General features: G+C 65.3%; 21 protein-coding genes. 17 read left to right on the forward strand and 4 right to left on the reverse strand.

The genetic code is table 11. The features are described 5' to 3' along the window. Positions 1 to 39: 39 nt before the first annotated feature. Complete coding sequence (locus tag ASE30_RS14575; protein WP_057285003.1) at positions 40 to 903, reverse strand: LysR family transcriptional regulator; 864 nt, start codon at positions 901 to 903, stop codon at positions 40 to 42. A 148-nt stretch (positions 904 to 1,051) separates the two neighbouring features. On the opposite strand from ASE30_RS14575, the gene ASE30_RS14580 reads away from it, so the two are divergent. The 5 genes from ASE30_RS14580 (at position 1,052) to ASE30_RS14600 (ending at position 7,095) form a co-directional block, all read left to right on the forward strand. Continuing rightward, positions 1,052 to 2,125 (forward strand): putative 2-aminoethylphosphonate ABC transporter ATP-binding protein, encoded by a 1,074-nt coding sequence (locus ASE30_RS14580; protein WP_057285004.1) that lies wholly within the window; start codon positions 1,052 to 1,054, stop codon positions 2,123 to 2,125. Beyond that, positions 2,103 to 3,899, forward strand: coding sequence for a putative 2-aminoethylphosphonate ABC transporter permease subunit (locus tag ASE30_RS14585; RefSeq protein ID WP_057285005.1), 1,797 nt, complete (start codon positions 2,103 to 2,105; stop codon positions 3,897 to 3,899). The genes ASE30_RS14580 and ASE30_RS14585 overlap by 23 nt, the downstream gene beginning before the upstream one ends. A gap of 17 nt (positions 3,900 to 3,916) precedes the next feature. After that, on the forward strand, positions 3,917 to 4,747 hold the full coding sequence (gene phnX / locus ASE30_RS14590) for a phosphonoacetaldehyde hydrolase (RefSeq protein ID WP_156407650.1): 831 nt from the start codon (positions 3,917 to 3,919) through the stop codon (positions 4,745 to 4,747). A gap of 104 nt (positions 4,748 to 4,851) precedes the next feature. Further along, positions 4,852 to 5,874: a putative 2-aminoethylphosphonate ABC transporter substrate-binding protein gene (locus tag ASE30_RS14595; RefSeq protein ID WP_057285007.1), complete on the forward strand. Its 1,023-nt coding sequence runs from the start codon at positions 4,852 to 4,854 to the stop codon at positions 5,872 to 5,874. 90 nt (positions 5,875 to 5,964) lie between these two features. Then, entirely contained in the window at positions 5,965 to 7,095 is a 1,131-nt protein-coding gene (locus ASE30_RS14600; RefSeq protein ID WP_057285205.1) for a TIGR03364 family FAD-dependent oxidoreductase, read from the forward strand. 73 nt (positions 7,096 to 7,168) lie between these two features. On the opposite strand, the gene ASE30_RS14605 is transcribed toward ASE30_RS14600, so the two are convergent. The 3 genes from ASE30_RS14605 to ASE30_RS14615 form a co-directional block, all read right to left on the reverse strand. Then, on the reverse strand, positions 7,169 to 8,314 hold the full coding sequence (locus ASE30_RS14605) for an aromatic ring-hydroxylating dioxygenase subunit alpha (RefSeq protein WP_057285008.1): 1,146 nt from the start codon (positions 8,312 to 8,314) through the stop codon (positions 7,169 to 7,171). 278 nt (positions 8,315 to 8,592) lie between these two features. Beyond that, positions 8,593 to 9,603 (reverse strand): acyltransferase, encoded by a 1,011-nt coding sequence (locus ASE30_RS14610; protein ID WP_057285009.1) that lies wholly within the window; start codon positions 9,601 to 9,603, stop codon positions 8,593 to 8,595. 212 nt (positions 9,604 to 9,815) lie between these two features. Beyond that, complete coding sequence (locus tag ASE30_RS14615; protein ID WP_057285010.1) at positions 9,816 to 10,784, reverse strand: tripartite tricarboxylate transporter substrate binding protein; 969 nt, start codon at positions 10,782 to 10,784, stop codon at positions 9,816 to 9,818. Positions 10,785 to 10,955: 171 nt separating this feature from the next. Between ASE30_RS14615 and ASE30_RS14620 the strand changes: the two genes are divergently transcribed. The 12 genes from ASE30_RS14620 (at position 10,956) to ASE30_RS14675 (ending at position 21,044) form a co-directional block, all read left to right on the forward strand. Beyond that, the gene (locus tag ASE30_RS14620) at positions 10,956 to 11,810 is read left to right on the forward strand and encodes an IclR family transcriptional regulator (protein ID WP_057285011.1); all 855 of its coding nucleotides are present in this window, start codon (positions 10,956 to 10,958) and stop codon (positions 11,808 to 11,810) included. 82 nt (positions 11,811 to 11,892) lie between these two features. Then, positions 11,893 to 12,159, forward strand: coding sequence for an exodeoxyribonuclease VII small subunit (locus ASE30_RS14625; RefSeq protein WP_057285012.1), 267 nt, complete (start codon positions 11,893 to 11,895; stop codon positions 12,157 to 12,159). A 7-nt stretch (positions 12,160 to 12,166) separates the two neighbouring features. Further along, a complete protein-coding gene (locus ASE30_RS14630; protein WP_057285013.1) occupies positions 12,167 to 13,078 on the forward strand; it encodes a polyprenyl synthetase family protein in 912 nt (303 codons plus the stop codon). Positions 13,079 to 13,132: 54 nt separating this feature from the next. Further along, a complete protein-coding gene (gene dxs, locus ASE30_RS14635) occupies positions 13,133 to 14,995 on the forward strand; it encodes a 1-deoxy-D-xylulose-5-phosphate synthase (protein ID WP_057285014.1) in 1,863 nt (620 codons plus the stop codon). Between the two features lie 186 nt (positions 14,996 to 15,181). Then, entirely contained in the window at positions 15,182 to 15,979 is a 798-nt protein-coding gene (folE2, locus tag ASE30_RS14640) for a GTP cyclohydrolase FolE2 (protein ID WP_057285015.1), read from the forward strand. A 7-nt stretch (positions 15,980 to 15,986) separates the two neighbouring features. After that, a complete protein-coding gene (locus ASE30_RS14645) occupies positions 15,987 to 16,910 on the forward strand; it encodes a DUF817 domain-containing protein (protein ID WP_057285016.1) in 924 nt (307 codons plus the stop codon). Positions 16,911 to 17,096: 186 nt separating this feature from the next. Then, a complete protein-coding gene (gene rpsF, locus ASE30_RS14650) occupies positions 17,097 to 17,471 on the forward strand; it encodes a 30S ribosomal protein S6 (protein WP_057285017.1) in 375 nt (124 codons plus the stop codon). Between the two features lie 50 nt (positions 17,472 to 17,521). Further along, entirely contained in the window at positions 17,522 to 17,845 is a 324-nt protein-coding gene (gene priB, locus ASE30_RS14655) for a primosomal replication protein N (protein ID WP_046802801.1), read from the forward strand. A gap of 110 nt (positions 17,846 to 17,955) precedes the next feature. Further along, positions 17,956 to 18,228: a 30S ribosomal protein S18 gene (rpsR, locus tag ASE30_RS14660; protein WP_006218308.1), complete on the forward strand. Its 273-nt coding sequence runs from the start codon at positions 17,956 to 17,958 to the stop codon at positions 18,226 to 18,228. A gap of 14 nt (positions 18,229 to 18,242) precedes the next feature. After that, positions 18,243 to 18,698 (forward strand): 50S ribosomal protein L9, encoded by a 456-nt coding sequence (gene rplI, locus ASE30_RS14665; protein ID WP_057285018.1) that lies wholly within the window; start codon positions 18,243 to 18,245, stop codon positions 18,696 to 18,698. A 127-nt stretch (positions 18,699 to 18,825) separates the two neighbouring features. Beyond that, positions 18,826 to 19,665, forward strand: coding sequence for a hypothetical protein (locus ASE30_RS14670; protein WP_057285019.1), 840 nt, complete (start codon positions 18,826 to 18,828; stop codon positions 19,663 to 19,665). Further along, positions 19,662 to 21,044: a replicative DNA helicase gene (locus tag ASE30_RS14675; protein ID WP_057285020.1), complete on the forward strand. Its 1,383-nt coding sequence runs from the start codon at positions 19,662 to 19,664 to the stop codon at positions 21,042 to 21,044. Before ASE30_RS14670 ends, ASE30_RS14675 begins: the two co-directional genes overlap by 4 nt. Positions 21,045 to 21,110: the final 66 nt, after the last annotated feature.

Below are 21,110 nucleotides of genomic sequence, written 5' to 3' on the forward strand. Positions count from 1 at the left end.
TGGCCGCGAGGGGAAGAGGCGGGCAGTGACCGCTTGCGGTCAGCCGGCTGCCGGCGCCATCTCCAGAAAGCGCGCGATTAGCTGCACCGGTTGGCGCTCGCGCAGGCAGTACAGGTATTCATGCATCACGATGCCGGCGTCCTGAACGTCCAGGGCCGCCAGATCGGGATGGGATGGGATCTCGCGCGAAGGAATCAGGCTGATTCCAAGTTCGCAAAGAATGGCTTGCCGGATCGATTCCCGGCTGCCGATTTCCAGCGTGCGGCGCACCGTCACGCCGGCCGTCTGCAAGGCGTCTTCGGTCAGTTTTCGGGTCATCGAGCCGGGTTCGCGCAGCAGCAGCGCGTGCTCGGCCAGGTCGGCCAGCCGGACCTGCCCGCGGCGCGCCAGCGGATGGCTGCGGTGGGTCACGACGCGGATCGGGTCGGCCGCGATCATCCGGCGATAAAGGTGTTTGTCATCCATCAGAAAAGAGGATGTGGCAATCTCGATGCGGTAGTCGTGCAGCGCTTGCAGCATGCTGTGCGAGTTGCCGATGGTGACGGCAAGGTCGATGCCGGGATAGCGCTGGTTGTAGCGGCGCACCGTGTCCATGATGTAGAACGGGCCGGTGGCGCCGATGCGCAGGTTGCCCTCGCGCAGATCGCTGGCATCGCGCAGGCGGAAATCGATCTCGGTTTCCTGCTGCACCAGCTTTTCGACCATGGGCATCAGGTTCTGGCCCGCGTCCGAAAGCCGCATGCCGCGCCCCTGCCGGTGGAACAGCTCGATGCCGTAGCGCGATTCCAGTTGGCGCAGTTGACCTGTCACCGTGGGTTGGCTGACACCCAGCTGGGCGGCGGCCTTGGTGACGGTGCCGCAGCGGGCCACGGCATAGAAGGATTTGAGTTCGGCGACGAGCACGATGGTGGGGGGCGGGGGATGGACGCAATGCGCAAGACCGCCAGTACACCAAAATAATTTGATGTTTTTATTACTGCATTTGCGCGAAGTGTCATAAACGCTCAATACGCGCCTTCCATACTGCCTTCGTTCCCAGACCGGAGGCACCATGCCCCAACGCGATACCGCCTTTCTATCAGTGCAGAATCTTGTGAAGCGATTCGGCAGCCACACGGCGCTGGCTGACGTTTCGCTCGATATCCGCGCCGGAGAGCTGGTGTGCCTGCTGGGGCCGTCGGGTTGCGGGAAGACGACGCTGCTGCGCGCCATCGCCGGGCTGGAACGGCAGGACAGCGGCACCATCGTGCTGACGGGCCGCGATATATCCCATGCCGAGCCCCAGGAGCGCGACTACGGCATCCTGTTCCAGTCCTATGCGCTGTTTCCCAACCTGACCGTGGCCCAGAACGTGGCTTACGGCCTCAGTGGCAAGCGTTCCCACCGCAATCACGTCGCCCACCGGGTCGAGGAAATGCTGACCCTGGTGGGGCTGGCGGGCGCCGCCGGCAAATATCCGGGACAGATCTCTGGCGGCCAGCAGCAGCGCGTGGCCCTGGCGCGCGCGCTGGCGCCGTCGCCGTCCCTGCTGCTGCTGGACGAACCGATGTCCGCCCTGGACGCCCGGGTGCGCGAGCACCTGCGGATCGAACTGCGGGCCCTGCAGAAACGGCTCTCCATCACCACCCTGATGGTGACGCATGACCAGGAAGAGGCCATGGTGATGGCCGACCGTATCGCCGTCATGAACGGCGGCGTCATCGAACAATACGGTACGCCGCTGGAACTCTATCGCCAGCCGGGTTCCGCCTTCATCGCCGATTTCGTCGGCGAGGCGAACTGGCTGCCGTTCGAACGCATCGACGCCCATCGGGCCCGCGTCGGCCGGCAGGAGCTGGCCGTGGACGCATCGCTGGACACGGCAGCCGGCACGCTCTTCGTGCGGCCGGAGGCCGTGCGGGTCAGCGTGGCGCGCCCGGAAGAAACCAATTCCATGCTGGCCGACGTGCTGGATGGCGTGTTCCTGGGCCGCGGCTACCGCTTGGCCCTGCGCCTGGAAGGCGTGCCCGGCGCGACCGTGCATTCGATCGTGTCCCCTGAAACCGGAGATGCCCTGTTGGGTCCTCACGCCGCCGGCCGTTGCTGGGTGGAGCTGCCGCGCCATGCGATACGCGCCTACGCTTGATCCGGCCGTGACCCGTTCCTCGAACCTGGCCGGGCCGGCCGCCGTTCCCGCGCCCGCGCCGGCCGCCTTGCCGTCGCTGGGCCGCCGCCCGCTGCCGGGCTGGATCGGCTCGTTGGGACTGACGCTGGGGCAGGGCGCGCTGGCGCTGGGCCTGCTGCTGTTCCTGGCGCTGCCGCTGGCGGCGATCCTGGCCAAGTCCGTCACGGACGGCGAGGGCGCCTGGGTGGGCCTGTCCGTCATCACCGGCATCATCGGCGCCGATGGTTTTCTGAGCATGGTCGGGCGCAGCCTGGCCGTGGGCGTCGTGACCACCTTGCTGGTCGTGCCTTGCGCCTACGGGTTTGCCTACGGGCTGACGCGTACCCGCCTGCCGGGCAAGGGGCTGCTGCGCACTATCGCGTTGCTGCCGCTGCTGGCGCCGTCGCTGTTGCCCGGCATCGCGCTGGTGTACCTGCTGGGCAACCAGGGCCTGCTCAAGGGCCTGACCGGCGGCGCCACCATCTATGGCTTCTGGGGCATCGTCGTGGGCGAGGCCTTCTATACCTTCCCGCATGCGCTGATGATCCTGCTGACGGGTCTGGCGCTGGCGGATGGCCGGCTGTATGACGCGGCGCGCGCGATGGGGGCGGGGCCTTGGCGCACCTTTCTTACGGTCACGCTGCCCGGCACGCGCTATGCGGTGTTTTCGGCCTGCTGCGTGGTGTTCACGTTGACCGTGACGGACTTCGGCGTGCCCAAGGTCGTGGGTGGCGACTACAACGTCCTGGCGATGGAGGCCTACAAGGCGGTGGTCGGCCAGCAGAATTTTCCCAAGGGGGCCGCCATTGGCATTCTGCTGCTCCTGCCCGCGCTGCTGACCTTCGTGCTGGACCGCAGGCTGCGCGCCCGGCAGGGCGCCCAGATGAGCGGCCGCGCGCAACCCTACGCGGCCGGCGCCCACGGCCGGCGCGACGCGGCTTTCCTGGCCCTGGCCGCCGTGCTGGCCGCCTTCCTGTTGCTGATCATCGGCGTGGCGGTGTGGGCGTCGTTCGTGAAGATGTGGCCGTACAACCTGTCCATGTCCTTGCGTTCCTACGATTTCGACAACATGGACGGCGGCGGCTGGCTCGCTTGGCGCAACAGCCTGCAACTGGCGTTCTGCACGGCGCTGGTGGGCACGGTCGTCGTCTTCGTGGGCGCCTGGATGATGGAAAAAGTGCCCGCGCGCGGCGCCGTGGCGCGCAGCCTGCGCGGCATGGCGGGCATGCTGGCCCTGATGCCCATGGCGGTGCCGGGGCTGGTGTTGGGCCTGGGCTACATCTTCTTTTTCAACAGCCTCGCGAATCCGCTGAACGTGCTGTATGGAACGATGCCGCTGCTTATCCTGTGCACCGTCGTCCATTTCTACACCAGCGCGCACCTGACTGCGTCCACCGCGCTGAACGCGCTGGATCCCGAATTCGAGGCCGCCTCGGCGTCGCTGAAGGTGCCCCGCTTGACGACGTTCCTGCGCGTGACCTTGCCGATGTGCCTGCCCGCCGCGCTGGATGTGGCGCGCTATCTCTTCGTCTCTGCGATGACGACGGTATCGGCGGTGGTGTTCCTGTACAGCCCGTCCACGGTGCTGGCCGCCGTCGCGGTCCTCAACATGGACGACGCCGGTTTCATCGGTCCAGCCGCCGCGATGTGCACGGTGATCATGGCCAGCTCGGCCGCCGCCGCGCTGATCCTGCACCTGGCCAGCCGCGCGCTGGTGGCCCGCAGCCAGGCCTGGCGCCGCCCGGTGGCCGCGTGACCGACCATTTTCCAAGGATGATCCTCATGACTGTTTCGCCTTTGCCTGTCCGCCTGGAGGCGGTGATATTCGACTGGGCCGGCACGCTGGTCGACTTCGGCTCGTTCGCGCCCACCAAGGTGTTCGTCGATGCGTTCTCGCAATTCGGCATGGACGTGTCGCTCAAGGAAGCCCGCGGCCCGATGGGCATGGGCAAGTGGGACCACATCCGCGCCCTCTGCGACCAGCCCGCCATCGCCAGCCAGTACCAGGCCCAGTTCGGCCGTCTGCCCACCGATGACGACGTGACCGCCATCTATGAACGCTTCCTGCCGATGCAGCTTGAAAAGGTCGCGCAGTATTCGTCGGCCATCCCCGGCGCCGCCGAGCTGCTGCGCGCGTTGCGCCAGCGCGGGCTGAAGATCGGCTCCTGCTCGGGCTATCCCGGCAGCGTCATGCGCCGGGTCGTGGAGCGGGCCGCAACGGAAGGGCTGGAACCGGACTGCATCGTCGCCAGCGACGACGTTCCGCGCGCGCGTCCCGCCCCGGCCATGGCGTTGAAGAACGTGGTGGAACTGGGCCTGTCGGACGTGGCCGGGTGCATCAAGGTCGACGACACCGCGCCGGGGATCGAAGAGGGGCGCCGCGCCGGCATGTGGACGGTGGGGCTGCTGCTGTCGGGCAATGCCGCCGGCCTGACGCTGGATCAGTACCTGAGCCTGGACGAGGCCGGCCGCGAGCAGGCGCGCGCCGCGGCCAGCCAGGAACTGTCGTCGGTGTCGCCGCATTACCTCATCGACACGGTGGCCGACCTGCCGGCCGTGGTCACCGATATCGAAGCCCGCCTGGCGCGAGGCCAACGCCCCTGACCTAAAGCCTGTTCACCCATTCGCAACGCATACCGCGGCCGGCATCCCCCCGGCCGTGGGGGCCCTCTTCACCCTTTTTTTTCCGATCACCCACGGAGTTCCTCATGAATCGCTACAAGCTGCTTGCACTGGCCGCCGCCCTGACGGGCGTGATGGGCGCCGCCTCCGCCGAGACCACGCTGACCGTCTACACGGCGCTCGAAGCCGACCAGATCAAGGTCTACCAGGCCGCGTTCGAGAAGGCCAATCCCGACATCAAGGTCCAGTGGGTGCGCGACTCCACCGGCATCATCGCCGCCAAGCTGCTGGCCGAAAAAGGCAACCCCAAGGCCGACGTGATCTGGGGCCTGGCCGGCACGGCGCTGGGCCTGATGGACAAGGAAGGCATGCTCCAGCCCTACGCGCCGAAGGGCCTGGACCAGATCGCCGCCAACATGCGCGACGCCAAGGCCGAACCTTCGTGGGTCGGCATGGACGGCTACGCCGCCGCCATCTGCTTCAACACCATCGAAGCCGAAAAGCAGAAGCTGCCCAAGCCCACGTCCTGGCAGGACCTGACCAAGCCCGTGTACGCCGGCAAGATCGTCATGCCGAATCCGGCGTCGTCGGGCACGGGCTTCCTGGATGTCAGCGCCTGGCTGCAGATCTTCGGTGAAGAGAAGGGCTGGGCCTACATGGACGCCCTGCACAAGAACATCGGTTCCTACACGCATTCGGGTTCCAAGCCCTGCAACATGGCCGCCGCCGGCGAATTCCCGATCGGCGTGTCGTTCGACTACCGCGCCGCCAAGCTGAAGGCCGACGGCGCGCCGGTCGAAGCCGTGTTCCCGTCGGAAGGCCTGGGCTGGGAAGTGGAAGCCACCGCCATCATGAAGGGCACGAAGCACCTGGAAGCCGCGCGCAAGCTGGCCGACTTCTCCGCCAGCCGCGAGGCCAATGAACTGTACAAGGCGAACTTCGCCGTCCTGGCGATTCCGTCGATCGCCACGGCCAACCCGAACCTGCCCGCCGACCTGACCTCGCGCATGATCAAGAACGATTTCACGTGGGCCGCCACGAATCGCGAACGCATCATCGCCGAATGGACCAAGCGCTACGACGGCAAGTCCGAACCGAAGAAGAAGTAAGTGTCCACCATCGCGGCGGCGCCGGACGCCGCCGCGCCTCGGGAAGCGCCCGCGGGCGCTTCCCCGCAATCCTCTTGCAATGTTTCGAAGATGAAAAATTTCGACGTGATCGTGGTGGGCGCGGGCATGCTCGGCATCGCGCACGCATGGGCGGCCGCCAAGCGCGGCCTGTCGGTGGCCGTGATCGAGCGCAGCCGGCAGGCGCATGGCGCCACGATACGCAACTTTGGCCAGGTCATCGTGACGGGCCAGGCGCCGGGCATGATGCTGTCGCACGCCCAGCAGGCCCGCGAGCTGTGGCTGGAACTGGCGGACAAGGCGGGCTTCCATGTGCGCGCCAACGGCGCCCTGGTGCTGGCCCGCAACGCGGACGAGGCCGACGTGCTGTGCGAGTTCGCGGATACGCGGATGCGGCAGGAAGGATATCGCGCCGAACTGCTGTCCGGCCGCGACGTGGCGGGCCTGTACGGCGGCCAGCTCGCCCACCACTGCATGGCACTGCGCGGCCACGACGACTTGCAGATCTACTCCCGCGAGGCCTTGCCCGCCATCACGCGCTATCTGGAAACGTCTCTGGGCGTCACGTTCATCACGGGGACGCTGGCGCGCGCGGTGGAAAACGGCGAGGTCTGCACCACGGCGGGCGATTTCAAGGCCGCCCACGTCTTCGTCTGCCCGGGCCACGATTACCTGACCCTGCTGCCCGAACGCTTCGCGCCGTTGAACCTGGAGGTCACGTGCCTGCAGATGCTGCGCGCGGCCTTCGAGACCAACCCGATCGCGCTGGACCGCCCGGTGCTGACGGGCCTGTCCTGCGTGCACTACGGCGCTTTTTCCGATCTGCCATCGGCGCAGGCGCTGCGCGGCGTGATCCAGGCGCGCACGCCCATGCTGCTGGAAAACGGCATCCACCTGCTGATCAGCCCCACGCCGTATGGCGAACTGATCATCGGCGACTCGCATCGCTATGGGCAGGACGCGCCGCCGTTCAACGACGAAGCCGTGGATAACGCCATGCTGGACCTGGCCTCGCAGGCCCTGGGGGCACGGCTGCGGGTGCTGGAGCGCTGGCAGGGCGTATACGGCGCGCATGGGCCGGCGCCGTTTTCGGTGATTCCGGTGGACGCGGCCACCACGGTGGCGGTCATGCATTCCGGCGTCGGCATGACGGTGGGGCTGGCGATCGGCGAACGGACGGTCGCCGGCGTGACGGGACGCTGATGTCCGCCGGCGCGCGGCAATGAAAAAGGGCCTCGCGATCGCGAGGCCCTATTCATCGTGCGGTCCAGCCGGCCTAGACCTCTTGCATGATGCGGCGGTACCACTCGTGGAAGTGCTGCATGCCGTCTTCCATCGGCGACTGGTAGGGGCCTGTCTCGTTCACGCCGCGCAGCATCAGGGCCTTGCGGCCGGCATCCATGCGTTCGGCGATCTCGTCGTCTTCGATGGCCGTTTCCATGTAGGCGGCGCGCTGCGCTTCGACGAATTCGCGTTCGAAGGCGGCGATTTCCTCGGGGTAGTAGAACTCGACGACGTTCACCGTTTCCTGGGGGCCCTTCGGATACAGCGTGGACAACACCAGCACGTGCGGGTAGAGCTCGATCATGTGGGTCGGGAAGTACGTGACCCAGACCGCGCCAAAGTCCGGCGCGTCGCCGCCACGAAACGACAGCAGACGGTCATGCCACTGCTTGTACACATCCGAGCCGGGCTGGGCCAGCGCATTGTGCACGCCCACCTTCTGCAGGCTGTACCAGGCGTTGAACTCCCAGGCCAGATCGTCGCACGTGACGAAGCGCCCCAGGCCGGGGTGGAACGGACCGACGTGATAGTCCTCGAGGTAGACCTCGATGAAGGTCTTCCAGTTGTAGTTGCACTGATGCACTTCGACGTGGTCCAGCACGTAGTCGCCGAAGTTGAACTCGGGCCGCGAGAACAGCGGCGCCATGTCGGCGGCCGGATCGCGCGGGCCTTCGAACAGCAGGCCGTGGCAATCGCGCAGGCGGAACTTCTGCAGGTTCATGCAGGGCGTGGTCTCGAACTGAGGCGCGCCCAACAACTCGCCGTGGTTGTTGTACGTCCAGCGGTGCAGCGGGCACACGATGTTGCCGCCAGTGGCCTTCAGATTGCCGTGCGTATTGCAGTTGCCGGCCACGTTGCCGGCTTCGCCGCCAAGCATCAATGCCTGCCGGTGGCGGCAGACATTTGAGATGAGTTCGACGCCTTGCTGGTTGCGAACCAGCGTGCGCCCTCCGTTTTCCTGAACCAACGTACGCCAATCCCCGACTTCGGGCACCACTTTCTGGTGGCCGACATATTGCGAGGATTGCTTGAAAATGAGTTCTTGCTCGCGGGCAAAGAGGGCTTCGTCAAAATATGCACTGACGGGTAGCTGGGTGCGAGCTGGCACGACATGTGCCATCCGACCGATGTCGGTCATGATTCCCTCCGCTCGGATAAAAAAGCCAGGACGGTTTGAGCTTTGCCAAGCGCTTTTGTTCAAGCCAAGGTTTTGATCAAGGCCTGTTCAAGAATTTGAGCCTGGCTAAATCCGTTCTGGCGCGAAGAAAAATCGGTGTCTGGCCGATCAAATAAGCCGTGAATTGTACCCCAAGGGCTTGTGCCTCGCCCGTGAAACGCGGGGAGGCTTGGCGAAGCAATCGAAGGGTGGGTTTGGGGCGGCGCCAAGCCCGATTAACCCTTCGCGGCGTAGGTCTTTCAGACGAGCTTGCGGGTGGCGGGATGACGCCTGAGCAACCAGCTACTGGCCGCCGACAGGACGAAGACCGCCGCGGTCAGCAAGGGCACGGCCCAGGCGTCGCGCTGTCCGCCGGAGAAGGCGCCGGCGCGGCGCGCCACGTCCAGGAACACCGGGTGGATCAGATAAACGCCGAAAGTCAGCGGCGCCAGCGAGGCCAGCCTGGGCAGGCGCGGCGACGACACGATCCATTGGAACGCGGCCAGGGACATGAAGGGCACGGTCAGGCTGAAGTAATCGTAGAAGTAGGTGTCGAGCGCGTGGCCATCGGACATGATGGTCACGCCCAGCGCGGTGGCGGCAACGCTGGCCGCCAGCATCAGGCCGGGGCGCGGAATGCGCATCTCGCCATCGAAAATCAGGCGGCCCGCGACGAAGTAGCCCAGATAGGGAAGAAACCACGTCAGGAAGAAGCCATGAGGCGCACCGAGCGCGCGGCGATACAGGGCATCCAGTATCGCCACGCCCAGAATGCCCACTACCCACAGCGCGCGGGCCTTGGGCGTGCTGCGCACATACAGCAGGCGGACCAGGGGGGCGAACAGGTACAGCCCCACGATCATGTACAGGTACCAGAGATGGTAGTAGGGCTCGCCCTGCGCAACCTTGCGCGGCCAGAACGAAAAATCGACGCTGCCATCGTCCCACCAGTCCAGGCCGGTGCGCCACGCCAGGTAGAAGAGGGTCCAGAACAGCAGCGGAGCGCAGATCCGGGCCATGCGCCGGCTGTAGAACTTCTGGGCGTCCTGCGGCTTGTCGGGATCCAGCAGCAAGGCGCCGCTTACCATCACGAAGACAGGCACGCACCAGCGAGCGGCGGAGTCGTACAGGTTGGCGGCAAGCCACGCGCCGCCGCCATACGCGGCCGGATCGCTGACGATCAGCGCGGCGCTATGCAGCAGGACTACAGCTACGGCCGCCAGCCAGCGGGCGGCGTCCAGGCGGGCGTATCGGTCTTCGGTATGAGGCATCGGGCTCCCGCTGGGTGTTTGCTGCGTTACCTTAGCAGTGGCACGCGTCCGATTTCTGTATCCAGGGGTTAGGCCAGGCGTAAAAAACCGACAGGACCGGAGTGGCGCTGTCGGTGGGAAGGGTCAACCCGCGTCAGGGTGGCGGGCCGACCGAACGCGGGCCGGCGGTCCGCGAACGTTTTGTCACGAAACCGCGGGGCTGGGGCGCAGCCTCATTGCAGAACGATGTTGGCTTGCTTGATCAGTTGCGACACGATGGGCTGTTCGGTCGTGATCTGCTTGTCGAGTTCCGCCGCGGAGCCCGAGCGGGGATCGATGCCCATGTCGAGCATGCGCTTTTTCACGGTTTCGTCCTGCAGGGTTTCGGCCAAGGCCGACTGCAGCCTTTGCAGCACGGGGGCGGGCGTTCCCTTGGGCGCCACGAAGCTGAACCACGCGGTCATGTCGAACGCCGGGTAGCCCTGTTCGGCCAGCGTGCCCAGATTGGGTTGCGTCGCCAAGCGCGAGGGGCTGGTGATGGCGAACACCTTGACCTTGCCGGCATCGGCCTGCGGCATGCCGGTGGCGACCATGTCGAAGAACAGATCCACGTCGCCACTGATCAGCGCGGGCAGGGCCTGGGTCGCGCCCTTGAACGGCACGTGCAGGATGTCGATGCCCGCGCGTTCCTTGAACAGCTCGCCCGCCAGGTGCGACGACGTGCCGGGACCGAAAGTGGCGAAGGTCAGCTTGCCCGGGTTCTGCTTGGCATAGGCCACGACATCCTGGGTGCTGTTGAACGGACGCTTGGGGCTGGACAGCAGGACCAGCGGGCCGACGCCCACCATGCCGATGCGCGCGAAACCGTCCGGATCGTAGGGCAGTTCCTTGTAGAGATAGCGGTTGGTGACCAGCGTCGAGTTGGTGGCCATCAGGATGGTGTAGCCGTCCGGCGCTTCGCGCGAGACGTAGGCGGCTCCGATGGAGGTGCCCGCGCCCGCCTTGTTTTCGACGATCATGGGCTGGCCCAGGTTCTTGGCCATGCGCTCGGCCAGGACGCGCGTCAGCACATCCGTGGCGCCGCCCGCCGGGAAGGGCGAAATCACCTTGATCGGCCGGGCGGGATAGGTATCGGCCTGCGCACCCAGCGCGGCGGCGCTGAGCATCAGGGTGGCGAGCAGTTTGAAGCTGGTGCGAATCATGTTTTCCCCTTGAAATCGCATGGTCGAGAGTGGATCGCCGGGCCTGGCTTCGCTGGGCCGCGAGGTGTCTCATCGCGGTGGCTTGCCAGGTCTCCTTGGATGCTATAAATTCCGTATATTGGAATTTAATTTTGTCGTTCGAAATAAACTATAAAAACGAAGCGAATAGAAATGCAATCTTTTTCTGACGCAAGGCGCATCGCGCATCCGCCCTCCAAGCCGGACGAGAAGCTTGAACTGAGCCTGCCTGCGCGGCGCAAACGCGCGGCCGGCGCAAGCGAGGGCGCCAATTCGCCGGACTTCATCACCGCCTTGGCGCGCGGCCTGGACGTGCTTCGGTGCTTCCGGCATGGCGTGGTGGCGCTGGGTAACCTGGATCTCGCACGCCTGACCGGCCTGCCCAAGCCCACCATCAGCCGCATCACGTACACGCTGACCGAACTGGGCTATCTGCGCTACCACCCGGACACGGGCAAGTATTCGCCCGGTTATGGCGTCCTGGCGCTGGGCTTCGGCCTGCTGGCCGGGCTGGAAGTGCGCGAACTCGCCAAGGTGTCGATGACCGATCTGGCGCGCGATACCGGTGGAGCGGTCGCGCTGGGGGCCTTCGATGGCGACGCCATGACCTATGTCGAAGCCATCCATGGCTCGTCCGCCCTGTATCTGCGTCTGCCGGTGGGCTATCGCGCCAGCCTGGACAGCGCCATGGGCCGCGCCTACCTGGCCAGCCTGCCGGCCGAGGAATGCGACGGCATCCTGGCGCGCCTGGGGGCCGCGGCCCCGGCCGGCGCGGCGATCGACCGCGCCCGCGCGGAACTGCGGGAGTCGGGCTGCTGTTTTGCGATCGGCGAATGGCAGTCGGGCATCAACGCGGTCGCCGTGCCGTTCACGTCCATCACGGGCGAGGGCGTTTTCGTCATGAGCTGCGGCGGACCCGCCAGCCTGTTGGAAGAGCCCGACTTGCGCGCCCGGGTGGCGCCGGCATTGCTGGCCGCAGTAGCGGGGCTGGCGGGGGCGCCGGGCTGACGCGTGGCGCGCATCCGGGGCAGGCGTGGCTATCTCGTACAATTCACGGATTGATCCACCCCTAGCGCCCTCGGAGACCCGTTTGGCCAAACCCACACAAGCTGATCCGCAGACCGACGATCGTCCCTTGCCCCAGGATTTCGAAACGGCCCTGGCCGAGCTGGAATCGCTGGTTGCGGCCATGGAAGACGGCTCGTTGCCGCTTGAGCAATCGCTGGCGGCCTACCGCCGCGGCGTGGCGCTCACGCGGGTCTGCCAAGACCGCTTGGCGCAGGCCGAACAACAGGTCAAGGTTCTGGAAGGCGACCTGCTGCGGCCGCTGGATCCCTCGGCGCTGGATGACGAATAAGAACCCGATGAAGCAAACTCAACTCGCTTTCTCCGAGTGGTTGCAAGGCCGTGCGCGACACGTCGAAGACGTGCTCGATGACCTGATGCCTCCGGCGGACGTGCTGCCCTCGCGCTTGCACGAAGCCATGCGGTACGCCGTGCTTGGCGGCGGCAAGCGCGTGCGCGCGGCCCTGGTCTATGCCGCCGGGCAGGCCTGCCCGGTCAGCGGCAGCGTGCTGGCCATCGAAGCCTCGCTGGACCGCGCGGCCGCTGCCGTGGAACTGATCCATGGCTATTCGCTGGTCCACGACGACCTGCCTTGCATGGACGACGACACGCTGCGCCGAGGCCGGCCCACCGTCCACGTGCAATTCGACGAAGCCACGGCGATGCTGGCGGGCGACGCGCTGCAGCCGCTGGCGTTCGACCTGCTGGCCTCCATGCCGATCGCGCCCGCGCTTATTGTCCAGGCCACCCAGTCGCTGGCGCGCGCGGCTGGCAGCCAGGGCATGGCGGGCGGGCAGGCCATCGATCTGTTCAGCGTGGGGCGTTCGCTGTCGCGTGATGAATTGCAGATGATGCATGGCATGAAAACGGGCGCCATGCTCGCATGCAGCGTGGCGCTGGGCGGGATCGTGGCGGGCGCCAGCTCGGCGTCGCGCCAGGCGCTGGACGCCTACGCGCAGGCCATGGGGCTGGCTTTCCAGGTGGTGGACGACATCCTCGACGTGACCGCCGATACCGCCAGCCTGGGCAAGACGCCTGGCAAGGACGCGGCCGAGAACAAGCCGACCTACGTGTCGCTCCTGGGGCTATCCGAAGCTCGCGCCTTTGCCGAGGAACTGCGGGAAGCCGCCCTCGCTGCCTTGGCTCCGCTGGGGGATGCCGGCGCGCGCCTGGCCCAGCTGGCCGACTTCATCGTTCTTCGGGACCGCTGATCCGTGATACGCACGGCCTGATCGCAGGCCGGGCCAACGAACCCACATAAAAGCATGACGACTGATTTATTGGACCGCATTCAATCGCCGGCAGACCTCAAGCGCCTGGATCGTCGCGAGCTCAAGAAGCTCGCGGACGAACTGCGCGGCTTCGTGCTGGAGTCGGTGTCCAAAACGGGCGGGCATTTATCGTCCAATCTGGGCACCGTCGAGCTCACGCTTGCGCTGCATCAGGTGTTCGACACGCCGCATGACCGCATCGTCTGGGATGTGGGCCACCAGTCCTATCCCCACAAGATCCTGACCGGACGGCGGGCCGGCATGGCCAAGCTGCGCCAGCAGGGCGGCATTTCGGGCTTTCCCAAGCGCAGCGAATCCGACTACGACGCCTTCGGCACCGCGCATTCGTCCACCTCGATCTCGGCGGCGCTGGGCATGGCGGTCGCCTCGCGCAATGCCGGGGTACAACGTCAGCACATCGCCGTGATCGGCGACGGCGCGATGTCCGCCGGCATGGCCTTCGAAGCCATGAATAACGCGGGCGTCACGCCCAACATCAACCTGCTGGTGATCCTCAACGACAACGACATGTCGATCTCGCCGCCGGTGGGGGCGTTGAACCGCTATCTGGCCCGCCTGATGTCGGGCCGCTTCTACGCCACGGCCAAGAACGTGGGCCGCGCGGTGCTGCAGCATGTGCCTCCCGTGCTCGAGCTGGCGCGCCGCTTCGAAGAACACGCCAAGGGCATGGTCACGCCGGCCACCCTGTTCGAGGAATTCGGCTTCAATTATGTCGGCCCGATCGACGGCCACGACCTGGACGCGCTGGTGCCCACGCTGCAGAACCTGAAGGCCCTGGAAGGCCTGCAGTTCCTGCATGTGGTGACCAAGAAAGGGCAGGGCTACAAACTGGCCGAGGCCGATCCGGTGCTGTATCACGGCCCGGGCAAGTTCGACCCCGCGGTCGGCATCCAGCAGTCCAAGGCCCCGGGCAAGCGCACGTTCACGCAGGTGTTCGGGCAGTGGCTGTGCGACACGGCCGAGCAGGATCCGCGCCTGGTCGCGGTCACGCCCGCCATGCGCGAGGGCAGCGGGCTGGTGGAATTCGAAAAACGTTTTCCGCAGCGTTACTTCGACGTGGGCATCGCCGAGCAGCACGCCGTGACGTTTGCCGCCGGCATCGCCTGCGAAGGGCAAAAGCCTGTCGTGGCCATCTACTCCACATTCATGCAGCGCGGCTACGATCAGTTCGTCCATGACGTCGCCCTGCAGAACCTGGATGTCACGTTCGCGCTGGACCGCGCGGGCATCGTGGGCGCCGACGGCGCCACGCATGCCGGCAATTACGACATCGCCTTCCTGCGCTGCGTGCCGAACATGGTGGTGGCCACGCCCTCCGACGAAAGCGAAACCCGCTTGCTGCTGTCGACCTGTTATCAGCATCCGGGCCCGGCCTCGGTGCGCTATCCGCGCGGCGCAGGGTGCGGCGCTCAGGAAGACGCCGGCCTGGATGCCGTCGAGCTGGGCCGCGGCCTGCTGCGCCGCGAGGGCAGGAAGATCGCCATTCTGGGCTTCGGCACGCTGGTCCAGTCGGCGCTGGGCGCTGCCGCCAAACTGGACGCCACGGTGGCCGACATGCGCTTCGTCAAGCCGATCGATCGCGCACTGATCCTGGACCTGGCGAGCCGACACGACGCGCTCGTCACCGTGGAAGACGCATCTATCATGGGCGGCGCGGGCAGCGCGGTGCTGGAAGCGCTGAGCGCCGCGGGAGTGCAGATTCCTGTATTGCAACTAGGCCTGCCGGACGAGTTCATCGATCACGGCGAGCAGTCGGCGCTATTGGCCGGCATGGGCCTGGACGCCGCCGGCATCGAGCAATCGATCCGGGCCCGCTACGCCGATTTGCTGAACTGAGCCCTTCTTGCGGACGACGGCGGAAGCCGTCATCCGCAAGGATGAAACACACTGTTCCGCTCCTGCCAACATACGAATAGAAGGGTTTTCCCCGGCGATTGCCAGCGTATGGGCGATAATGAGCGCCTCTCAAGATTACTAGGCCTGTGCGTTTTCACGACTGACTGCCTAGACAGGTAAGCCGAAATGAATTCTCCGATCGACCCCGCCATCGTGATGCCCGACGTCCAGAGTTCGGCCGACACACGGCACATCCCGATTCAGCGCGTGGGCATCCGTGGCGTGCGCCATCCCATGCTGGTTGAAAGCGGCGACGGCTCGGCCCAAGGCACCGTGGCCAACTGGACGCTGACGGTCGCCCTGCCGCCCGAAGAAAAAGGGACCCACATGTCCCGCTTCGTGGCCCTGCTGGAAAAGTACCGCAGCACCCCCATGACGCCGACCTTGTTCCGCGCCATGGCCGCCGACATGCTGCCGCTGCTGCATGCCGAGCGCGGCGACATCACGGCCTCGTTTCCGTACTTCATCAACAAGTCCGCCCCGATCTCCGGCGTACAGAGCCTGCTGGACTACGAAGTCCAGTGGATCGCCCGGGCCCAGGCCGACAGCGTCGAATTCGAACTTATCGTGCAGGTGCCCGTCACCAGCCTCTGTCCGTGTTCCAAGGCGATTTCCGAGTACGGCGCGCATAACCAGCGTTCGCACGTCACGGTCTCGGCCATCCTCAGCGACGACATCGGCATGGACGGCGTCATCCGCTTGATCGAAGAAGAAGGCTCATGCGAGCTGTGGGGCCTGCTCAAGCGCCCCGACGAAAAGTACGTCACGGAACGCGCCTACGACAACCCCAAGTTTGTCGAAGACCTGGTGCGCGACGTGGCAGCTCGCCTGAACGCGCACCCCGGCATCGCCCGCTATCGCGTCGAGGCCGAGAACTTCGAATCCATCCACAACCACTCGGCCTACGCCGTCGTGGAAGGCTGAGCGGCCCGTGAGCCATCCGGCGGCCAGCGACTGGCCGCTCATAGCGGGACTGCAGACGTGGGAATCGCGGCTGGCCAGCAATCTGGCCGGCCGCGGCCGCTTTGGCGTCGCACTCTATGAATTCTTCCGCTTCGGCGTCAAGCAGGCCTGGGCCTGCCTGTTCGGCGGCCTCATGTGCGCGCTGCTGCTGGGCACCCATTGGTGGTACCCCCAACACGCCGCCCTGGCCCGCTACGACTTCCTGACCTTGGCCGCGCTCGGCATCCAGGCCGCGCTGCTGGCGCTGCGCATGGAAACCTGGAGCGAGGCCCGGGTGATCCTGATGTTCCATGTGGTGGGCACCTGCATGGAAATCTTCAAGACCGCGGCGGGCTCGTGGATCTACCCCGAGGCCAGCGTGCTGCGCATCGGCGGCGTGCCGTTGTTCACGGGCTTCATGTATGCGGCCGTGGGCAGTTACCTGGCGCGCGTCTGGCGCCTGTTCGATTTCCGTTTCCAGGCCCATCCGCCGCTTGCCGCCACGGCGGCGCTGTCGGTGCTGATCTACCTGAACTTCTTTGCTCACCACTTCATCATGGATTTCCGGTGGGTGCTGTTCGCGCTGACGGGCGTGCTGTTCGCGCGCACCTGGGTGTATTTCCGCATCTGGCGGGCCTACCGCCGCATGCCGCTGCTGCTGGGCTTCGTGCTGGTGGCGCTGTTCATCTGGTTCGCCGAGAACATCGGCACCTTCGCCAACGCCTGGCGCTACCCGAGCCAGGCGCATGCCTGGCAGCTCGTATCCCTTGCCAAGCTCGGCTCGTGGTTCCTGCTGATGATCATCAGCTACGTGATGGTCAGCCTGGTCAACCGGCCGCAGGACATTGGTGTTGCGGATATGCCTCGGGCGGCGGGGCAGGAGCCGACCACTAACGCGTCCCTTATTTCATAAGGTGGCGTCGGCTTGCGCGTACTTGCCCAATCGGTGATAATCGTGGGCTTTCTTGCTCGACCGCCCATGGTTTTTGGGTAGCGGGCTGCCCCTTGCTGCGAAACGTCGAAGTTGTAAACCCACCCATGATGGAAAGCGCGGGTGCAAGACGTTCGGCCAGCGAGACATCCTCAAGGAGTTTTACTCATGCGTCACTACGAAGTAGTGTTTATCGTTCACCCCGACCAAAGCGAGCAAGTGCCCGCCATGGTCGAGCGTTACCAAACGCTGGTCACGGGCCAAGGCGGCTCGGTCCATCGTCTGGAAGACTGGGGTCGCCGTCAACTGGCCTACCCGATCCAGAAGCTCGTCAAGGCTCACTACGTCTGCCTGAACATCGAGTGCGGCCAAGCCACGCTGGATGAACTGGAACACTCGTTCCGCTACAACGACGCCGTTCTGCGCCACCTGGTCATCAAGACCAAGAAAGCCCAGACCACGCCTTCGATCATGATGAAGTCGGTCGAGCGCGAAGAAGCCCGTAAGGCTTCGGCGGAAGCGGTCCCGGCTCAGGCCGAGTAAGCAGGGCTCACGAGAGCTCATCCCATGAAGTCCCCTCGGTGCCTGGCAGGATGAATCAGCTGGAACTCAGCGCCCGCGTTCTCGAATGCGAGCCTTTGCGCCACACTCCCGCCGGACTGCCCGCACTGGAAATGGTGCTGGCGCACGAGTCGGAAGTCATCGAAGCCGGCCACCCGCGCCGCGTCGAATTGACGATCACCGCCGTGGCATTGGGAGATCTGGCGTTGCTGTTGAAGAACACCGCTTTAGGGTCCGAATTGCTGGTGCAGGGGTTTTTGGCTCCCGCGCGCAAGGACTCGGTGAAGATCAAGCTGCATTTGCAGCAGGCGCGCAAGATCAGCGGTAGCGCAGGACGCGATCCGCAGGTGGCTTGAAAGGGTTGAGCAGCAGGTGTGAATAGCACCTTCTGAATACGGATAGGTTATGGGGAGTGGGAGCGGTTATCGATAACCACCCGGCCCCCTCAAACATAGAGGCACATATCATGGCTTTCTTCGGAAAACGCAAAGAAAAACGCAAATTCACGCAGCAGAACCCGCTCTTCAAGCGTCGTAAGTTCTGCCGCTTCACCGCAGCCGGCGTCGAAGAGATCGACTACAAGGATCTGGACACCCTGCGCGACTTCGTGCAAGAAAACGGCAAGATCATCCCGGCTCGCCTGACCGGCACCAAGGCAATCTACCAGCGTCAGCTGGACACCGCCATCAAGCGCGCGCGCTTCCTGGCTCTGTTGCCTTACACCGACAACCACAACTAATCCGGGGCACTGAAATGCAAGTTATTCTGCTCGAAAAAGTCGTCAACCTGGGCAACCTGGGTGAAGTCGTGCGCGTGCGTGATGGTTACGCCCGCAACTTCCTGATTCCCCAGAAGAAGGCCCGTCGCGCAACCGACGCCGCCCTGAAGGAATTCGAAGCCCGCCGCGCCGAACTGGAAAAGGCCCAGGCCGAGAAGCTGGCCGCTGCCCAAGCACTGGGCGAGCGCATGAACGGCTATCAGCTGAAGATCGCCCAGAAGGCCGGTGTCGACGGCCGTCTGTTCGGTTCGGTCACCAACGCCGACATCGCCGACGCCCTGAAGAAGGCTTCGTTCGAAGCCGTCGAAAAGGCCCAGGTTCGCCTGCCCAACGGTCAGTTGAAGGCTGTTGGCGAGTTCCCGGTCCAGGTTGCTCTGCACGCCGACGTCGTGGTTGACGTCACGGTTCTGGTCGAAGGCGAACTGTCCTGATCCGGTACCTGCTGTAAAAAGAAGCCGGCCCGCGCCGGCTTTTTTTCTTTGCGCCCCGCGGAGACCCTGCGTGCTGCCTTCCGGGAAGCGCGGTCCAGCCTTCACCCTGTTGTTTTCAGAGGACCTCTTGACTCATCCGCCCGTTCATCACAACGCGCCGCCGGGCTTGCGAGCCTGGCTCGACAGCGTGGACGCATCGCGTGAACCTTCAGTGCGGGAGGTGACGATAGACGGCGTGCGCTGCATCATCAAGCGCCGCCGGGCCGGCATAGACCGGAGCGTGAGCTATGCGCTGCGCTACGCGCGCGCCTTGTTCCTGGCCATGAGCTGCAAAGTCTTCCTGGGCGAATTTCCACGGCCCAGCGTGCTCCTGCGCAATGGACTGGCCCACGAGGGGCAGCGGCTGGCGCAATTGCTCAAGGCCGGCTGCCGCGTGCCCGAGGTCTGGTGGCAGGAACAGGGGCTGCTCGTCCTGGAGTTCGTGGGCCATGACCTGGCCTACCTGATCCGCAAGGAAGACACGACCTCGCGCCTGTGGCTCACGCGCGCTGCCGCCGCCGATCTGGCCGCCTTTCATGCCCGCGGCATGTGGCATGGGGGCGCGCAGATCCGCAACGTCACGCTGAACGAGGGCGAGATCTGGCGCATCGACTTCGAAGAGAACATCGGCGCGACCTTGTCGCGGCCGCTGGCCCAGGCCTACGATCTGTTCCAGATGCTGGCATCGCTGGTGTCTTTGCGTAAATTGCCGGATGCCGATGCCAGAGCGCTGGGTAAACTGGCGCTCGACGTCTATCTCGAGTGCAACCCCGACCCCGAGGTCAAAGCCCGCCTGACGCGCCTGGCGCGCGTTCTGTGCGCCGTGGCGACACCTCTGCGTCCCCTGCTGCGCCGCTTACCCTCGCGAGATGTCCAGGGGTTTTTCCGCGTTGCGGACATCCTGCAGCCGTTACTATTGAAGTCATGAACACACCCGCCGATTCCCAGCTCGAGTACCTGCGCGTTCCCCCCCATTCGATCGAGGCGGAACAATCGGTTCTGGGCGGCTTGCTGCTGGACAATACCGCCTGGGACCGTATCGCCGACGTGCTGGTGGAAGAAGACTTCTACCGCCACGATCACCGGCTGATCTGGCACCACATTGCCCGCCTGATCGGGCTGGCGCGTCCCGCCGACGTGATCACCGTCAACGAATCGCTGATCAGCGCCGGCAAGGCCGAAGACGCGGGCGGCCTGGCCTATCTGAACGCCCTGGCGCACAACACGCCGTCGGCCGCCAACATCCGGCGCTACGGCGAAATCGTGCGCGAGCGCGCCATGCTGCGCAAGCTTGTGTCGATCGCCGACGAGATTTCATCCGCCGCGCTGAATCCGCAGGGCAAGGAAGCCCGCCAGCTCCTCGACGAAGCCGAATCCAAGGTCTTCCAGATCGCGCAGGAAGGCTCGCGCGGCGCCGCGGGTTTCCAGGAGATCCAGCCGCTGCTCACGCAAGTGGTCGAACGCATCGACGAGCTCTATCACCGGGAAGGCAGTTCGGACGTGACCGGCGTCCCCACCGGGTTTGCGGACCTGGACAAGATGACCTCCGGCATGCACGGCGGCGACCTGATCATCGTCGCTGGCCGTCCGTCCATGGGCAAGACGTCGTTTTCGATGAACATCGGCGAGCACGTGGCCATCGAACAAGGCCTGCCGGTGGCGGTGTTTTCCATGGAAATGGGCGCCGTGCAACTGGCGATGCGTATGCTGGGTTCGGTCGGCTTGCTGGATCAGCACCGCATGCGCACGGGCAAGCTCATCGCCGAAGACTGGCCTCGCGTGACGCATGCCGTGCAGCTCATGCAGGATGCGCAGGTCTACATCGACGAAACGCCCGCGCTCAGCCCCATGGAGGTGCGTGCCCGCACGCGGCGGCTGGCGCGCCAGTGCGGCCAGTTGGGCCTGATCATCATCGACTACCTGCAGCTCATGTCGGGCAACGGTTCCGGCGAAAACCGCGCAACCGAAGTGTCGGAAATCAGCCGCTCGCTCAAGGGCCTGGCCAAGGAACTGAACTGCCCGCTCATCGCGCTGTCGCAGCTCAACCGAAGCCTGGAGCAGCGTCCCAACAAGCGGCCCGTGATGAGCGACCTGCGCGAATCGGGCGCTATCGAACAGGACGCCGACGTGATCCTGTTCATCTACCGCGACGAGGTCTATAACCCCGATTCGCCGGACAAGGGCACCGCCGAAATCATTATCGGCAAGCAGCGTAATGGTCCGATCGGAACCGTGCGGCTGACGTTCCAGGGTTCCAGCACGCGCTTCCTGAACTTCTCGGGCGCCCAAAGGCCGGACATGTACTGAACGGCATTCGTTCAACCAATAAAAAACCGCGCTTCGGGCGCGGTTTTTTATTGGGGCGGAGCGAGG

This window comes from Achromobacter sp. Root83 (genome assembly GCF_001428845.1).
In the GTDB taxonomy this organism is placed as follows: Bacteria; Pseudomonadota; Gammaproteobacteria; order Burkholderiales; family Burkholderiaceae_B; genus Achromobacter.

Coding starts and splice junctions, on each gene's coding strand:
- ASE30_RS14580 (WP_057285004.1), top strand. CDS start 1,052: ATGCCCCAACGCGATACCGCCTTTCTATCAGTGCAGAATCTTGTGAAG.
- ASE30_RS14585 (WP_057285005.1), top strand. CDS start 2,103: ATGCGATACGCGCCTACGCTTGATCCGGCCGTGACCCGTTCCTCGAAC.
- phnX (WP_156407650.1), top strand. CDS start 3,917: ATGATCCTCATGACTGTTTCGCCTTTGCCTGTCCGCCTGGAGGCGGTG.
- ASE30_RS14595 (WP_057285007.1), top strand. CDS start 4,852: ATGAATCGCTACAAGCTGCTTGCACTGGCCGCCGCCCTGACGGGCGTG.
- ASE30_RS14600 (WP_057285205.1), top strand. CDS start 5,965: ATGAAAAATTTCGACGTGATCGTGGTGGGCGCGGGCATGCTCGGCATC.
- ASE30_RS14605 (WP_057285008.1), bottom strand. CDS start 8,314: ATGACCGACATCGGTCGGATGGCACATGTCGTGCCAGCTCGCACCCAG.
- ASE30_RS14610 (WP_057285009.1), bottom strand. CDS start 9,603: ATGCCTCATACCGAAGACCGATACGCCCGCCTGGACGCCGCCCGCTGG.
- ASE30_RS14615 (WP_057285010.1), bottom strand. CDS start 10,784: ATGATTCGCACCAGCTTCAAACTGCTCGCCACCCTGATGCTCAGCGCC.
- ASE30_RS14620 (WP_057285011.1), top strand. CDS start 10,956: ATGCAATCTTTTTCTGACGCAAGGCGCATCGCGCATCCGCCCTCCAAG.
- ASE30_RS14630 (WP_057285013.1), top strand. CDS start 12,167: ATGAAGCAAACTCAACTCGCTTTCTCCGAGTGGTTGCAAGGCCGTGCG.
- dxs (WP_057285014.1), top strand. CDS start 13,133: ATGACGACTGATTTATTGGACCGCATTCAATCGCCGGCAGACCTCAAG.
- folE2 (WP_057285015.1), top strand. CDS start 15,182: ATGAATTCTCCGATCGACCCCGCCATCGTGATGCCCGACGTCCAGAGT.
- rpsF (WP_057285017.1), top strand. CDS start 17,097: ATGCGTCACTACGAAGTAGTGTTTATCGTTCACCCCGACCAAAGCGAG.
- priB (WP_046802801.1), top strand. CDS start 17,522: ATGAATCAGCTGGAACTCAGCGCCCGCGTTCTCGAATGCGAGCCTTTG.
- rpsR (WP_006218308.1), top strand. CDS start 17,956: ATGGCTTTCTTCGGAAAACGCAAAGAAAAACGCAAATTCACGCAGCAG.
- rplI (WP_057285018.1), top strand. CDS start 18,243: ATGCAAGTTATTCTGCTCGAAAAAGTCGTCAACCTGGGCAACCTGGGT.
- ASE30_RS14675 (WP_057285020.1), top strand. CDS start 19,662: ATGAACACACCCGCCGATTCCCAGCTCGAGTACCTGCGCGTTCCCCCC.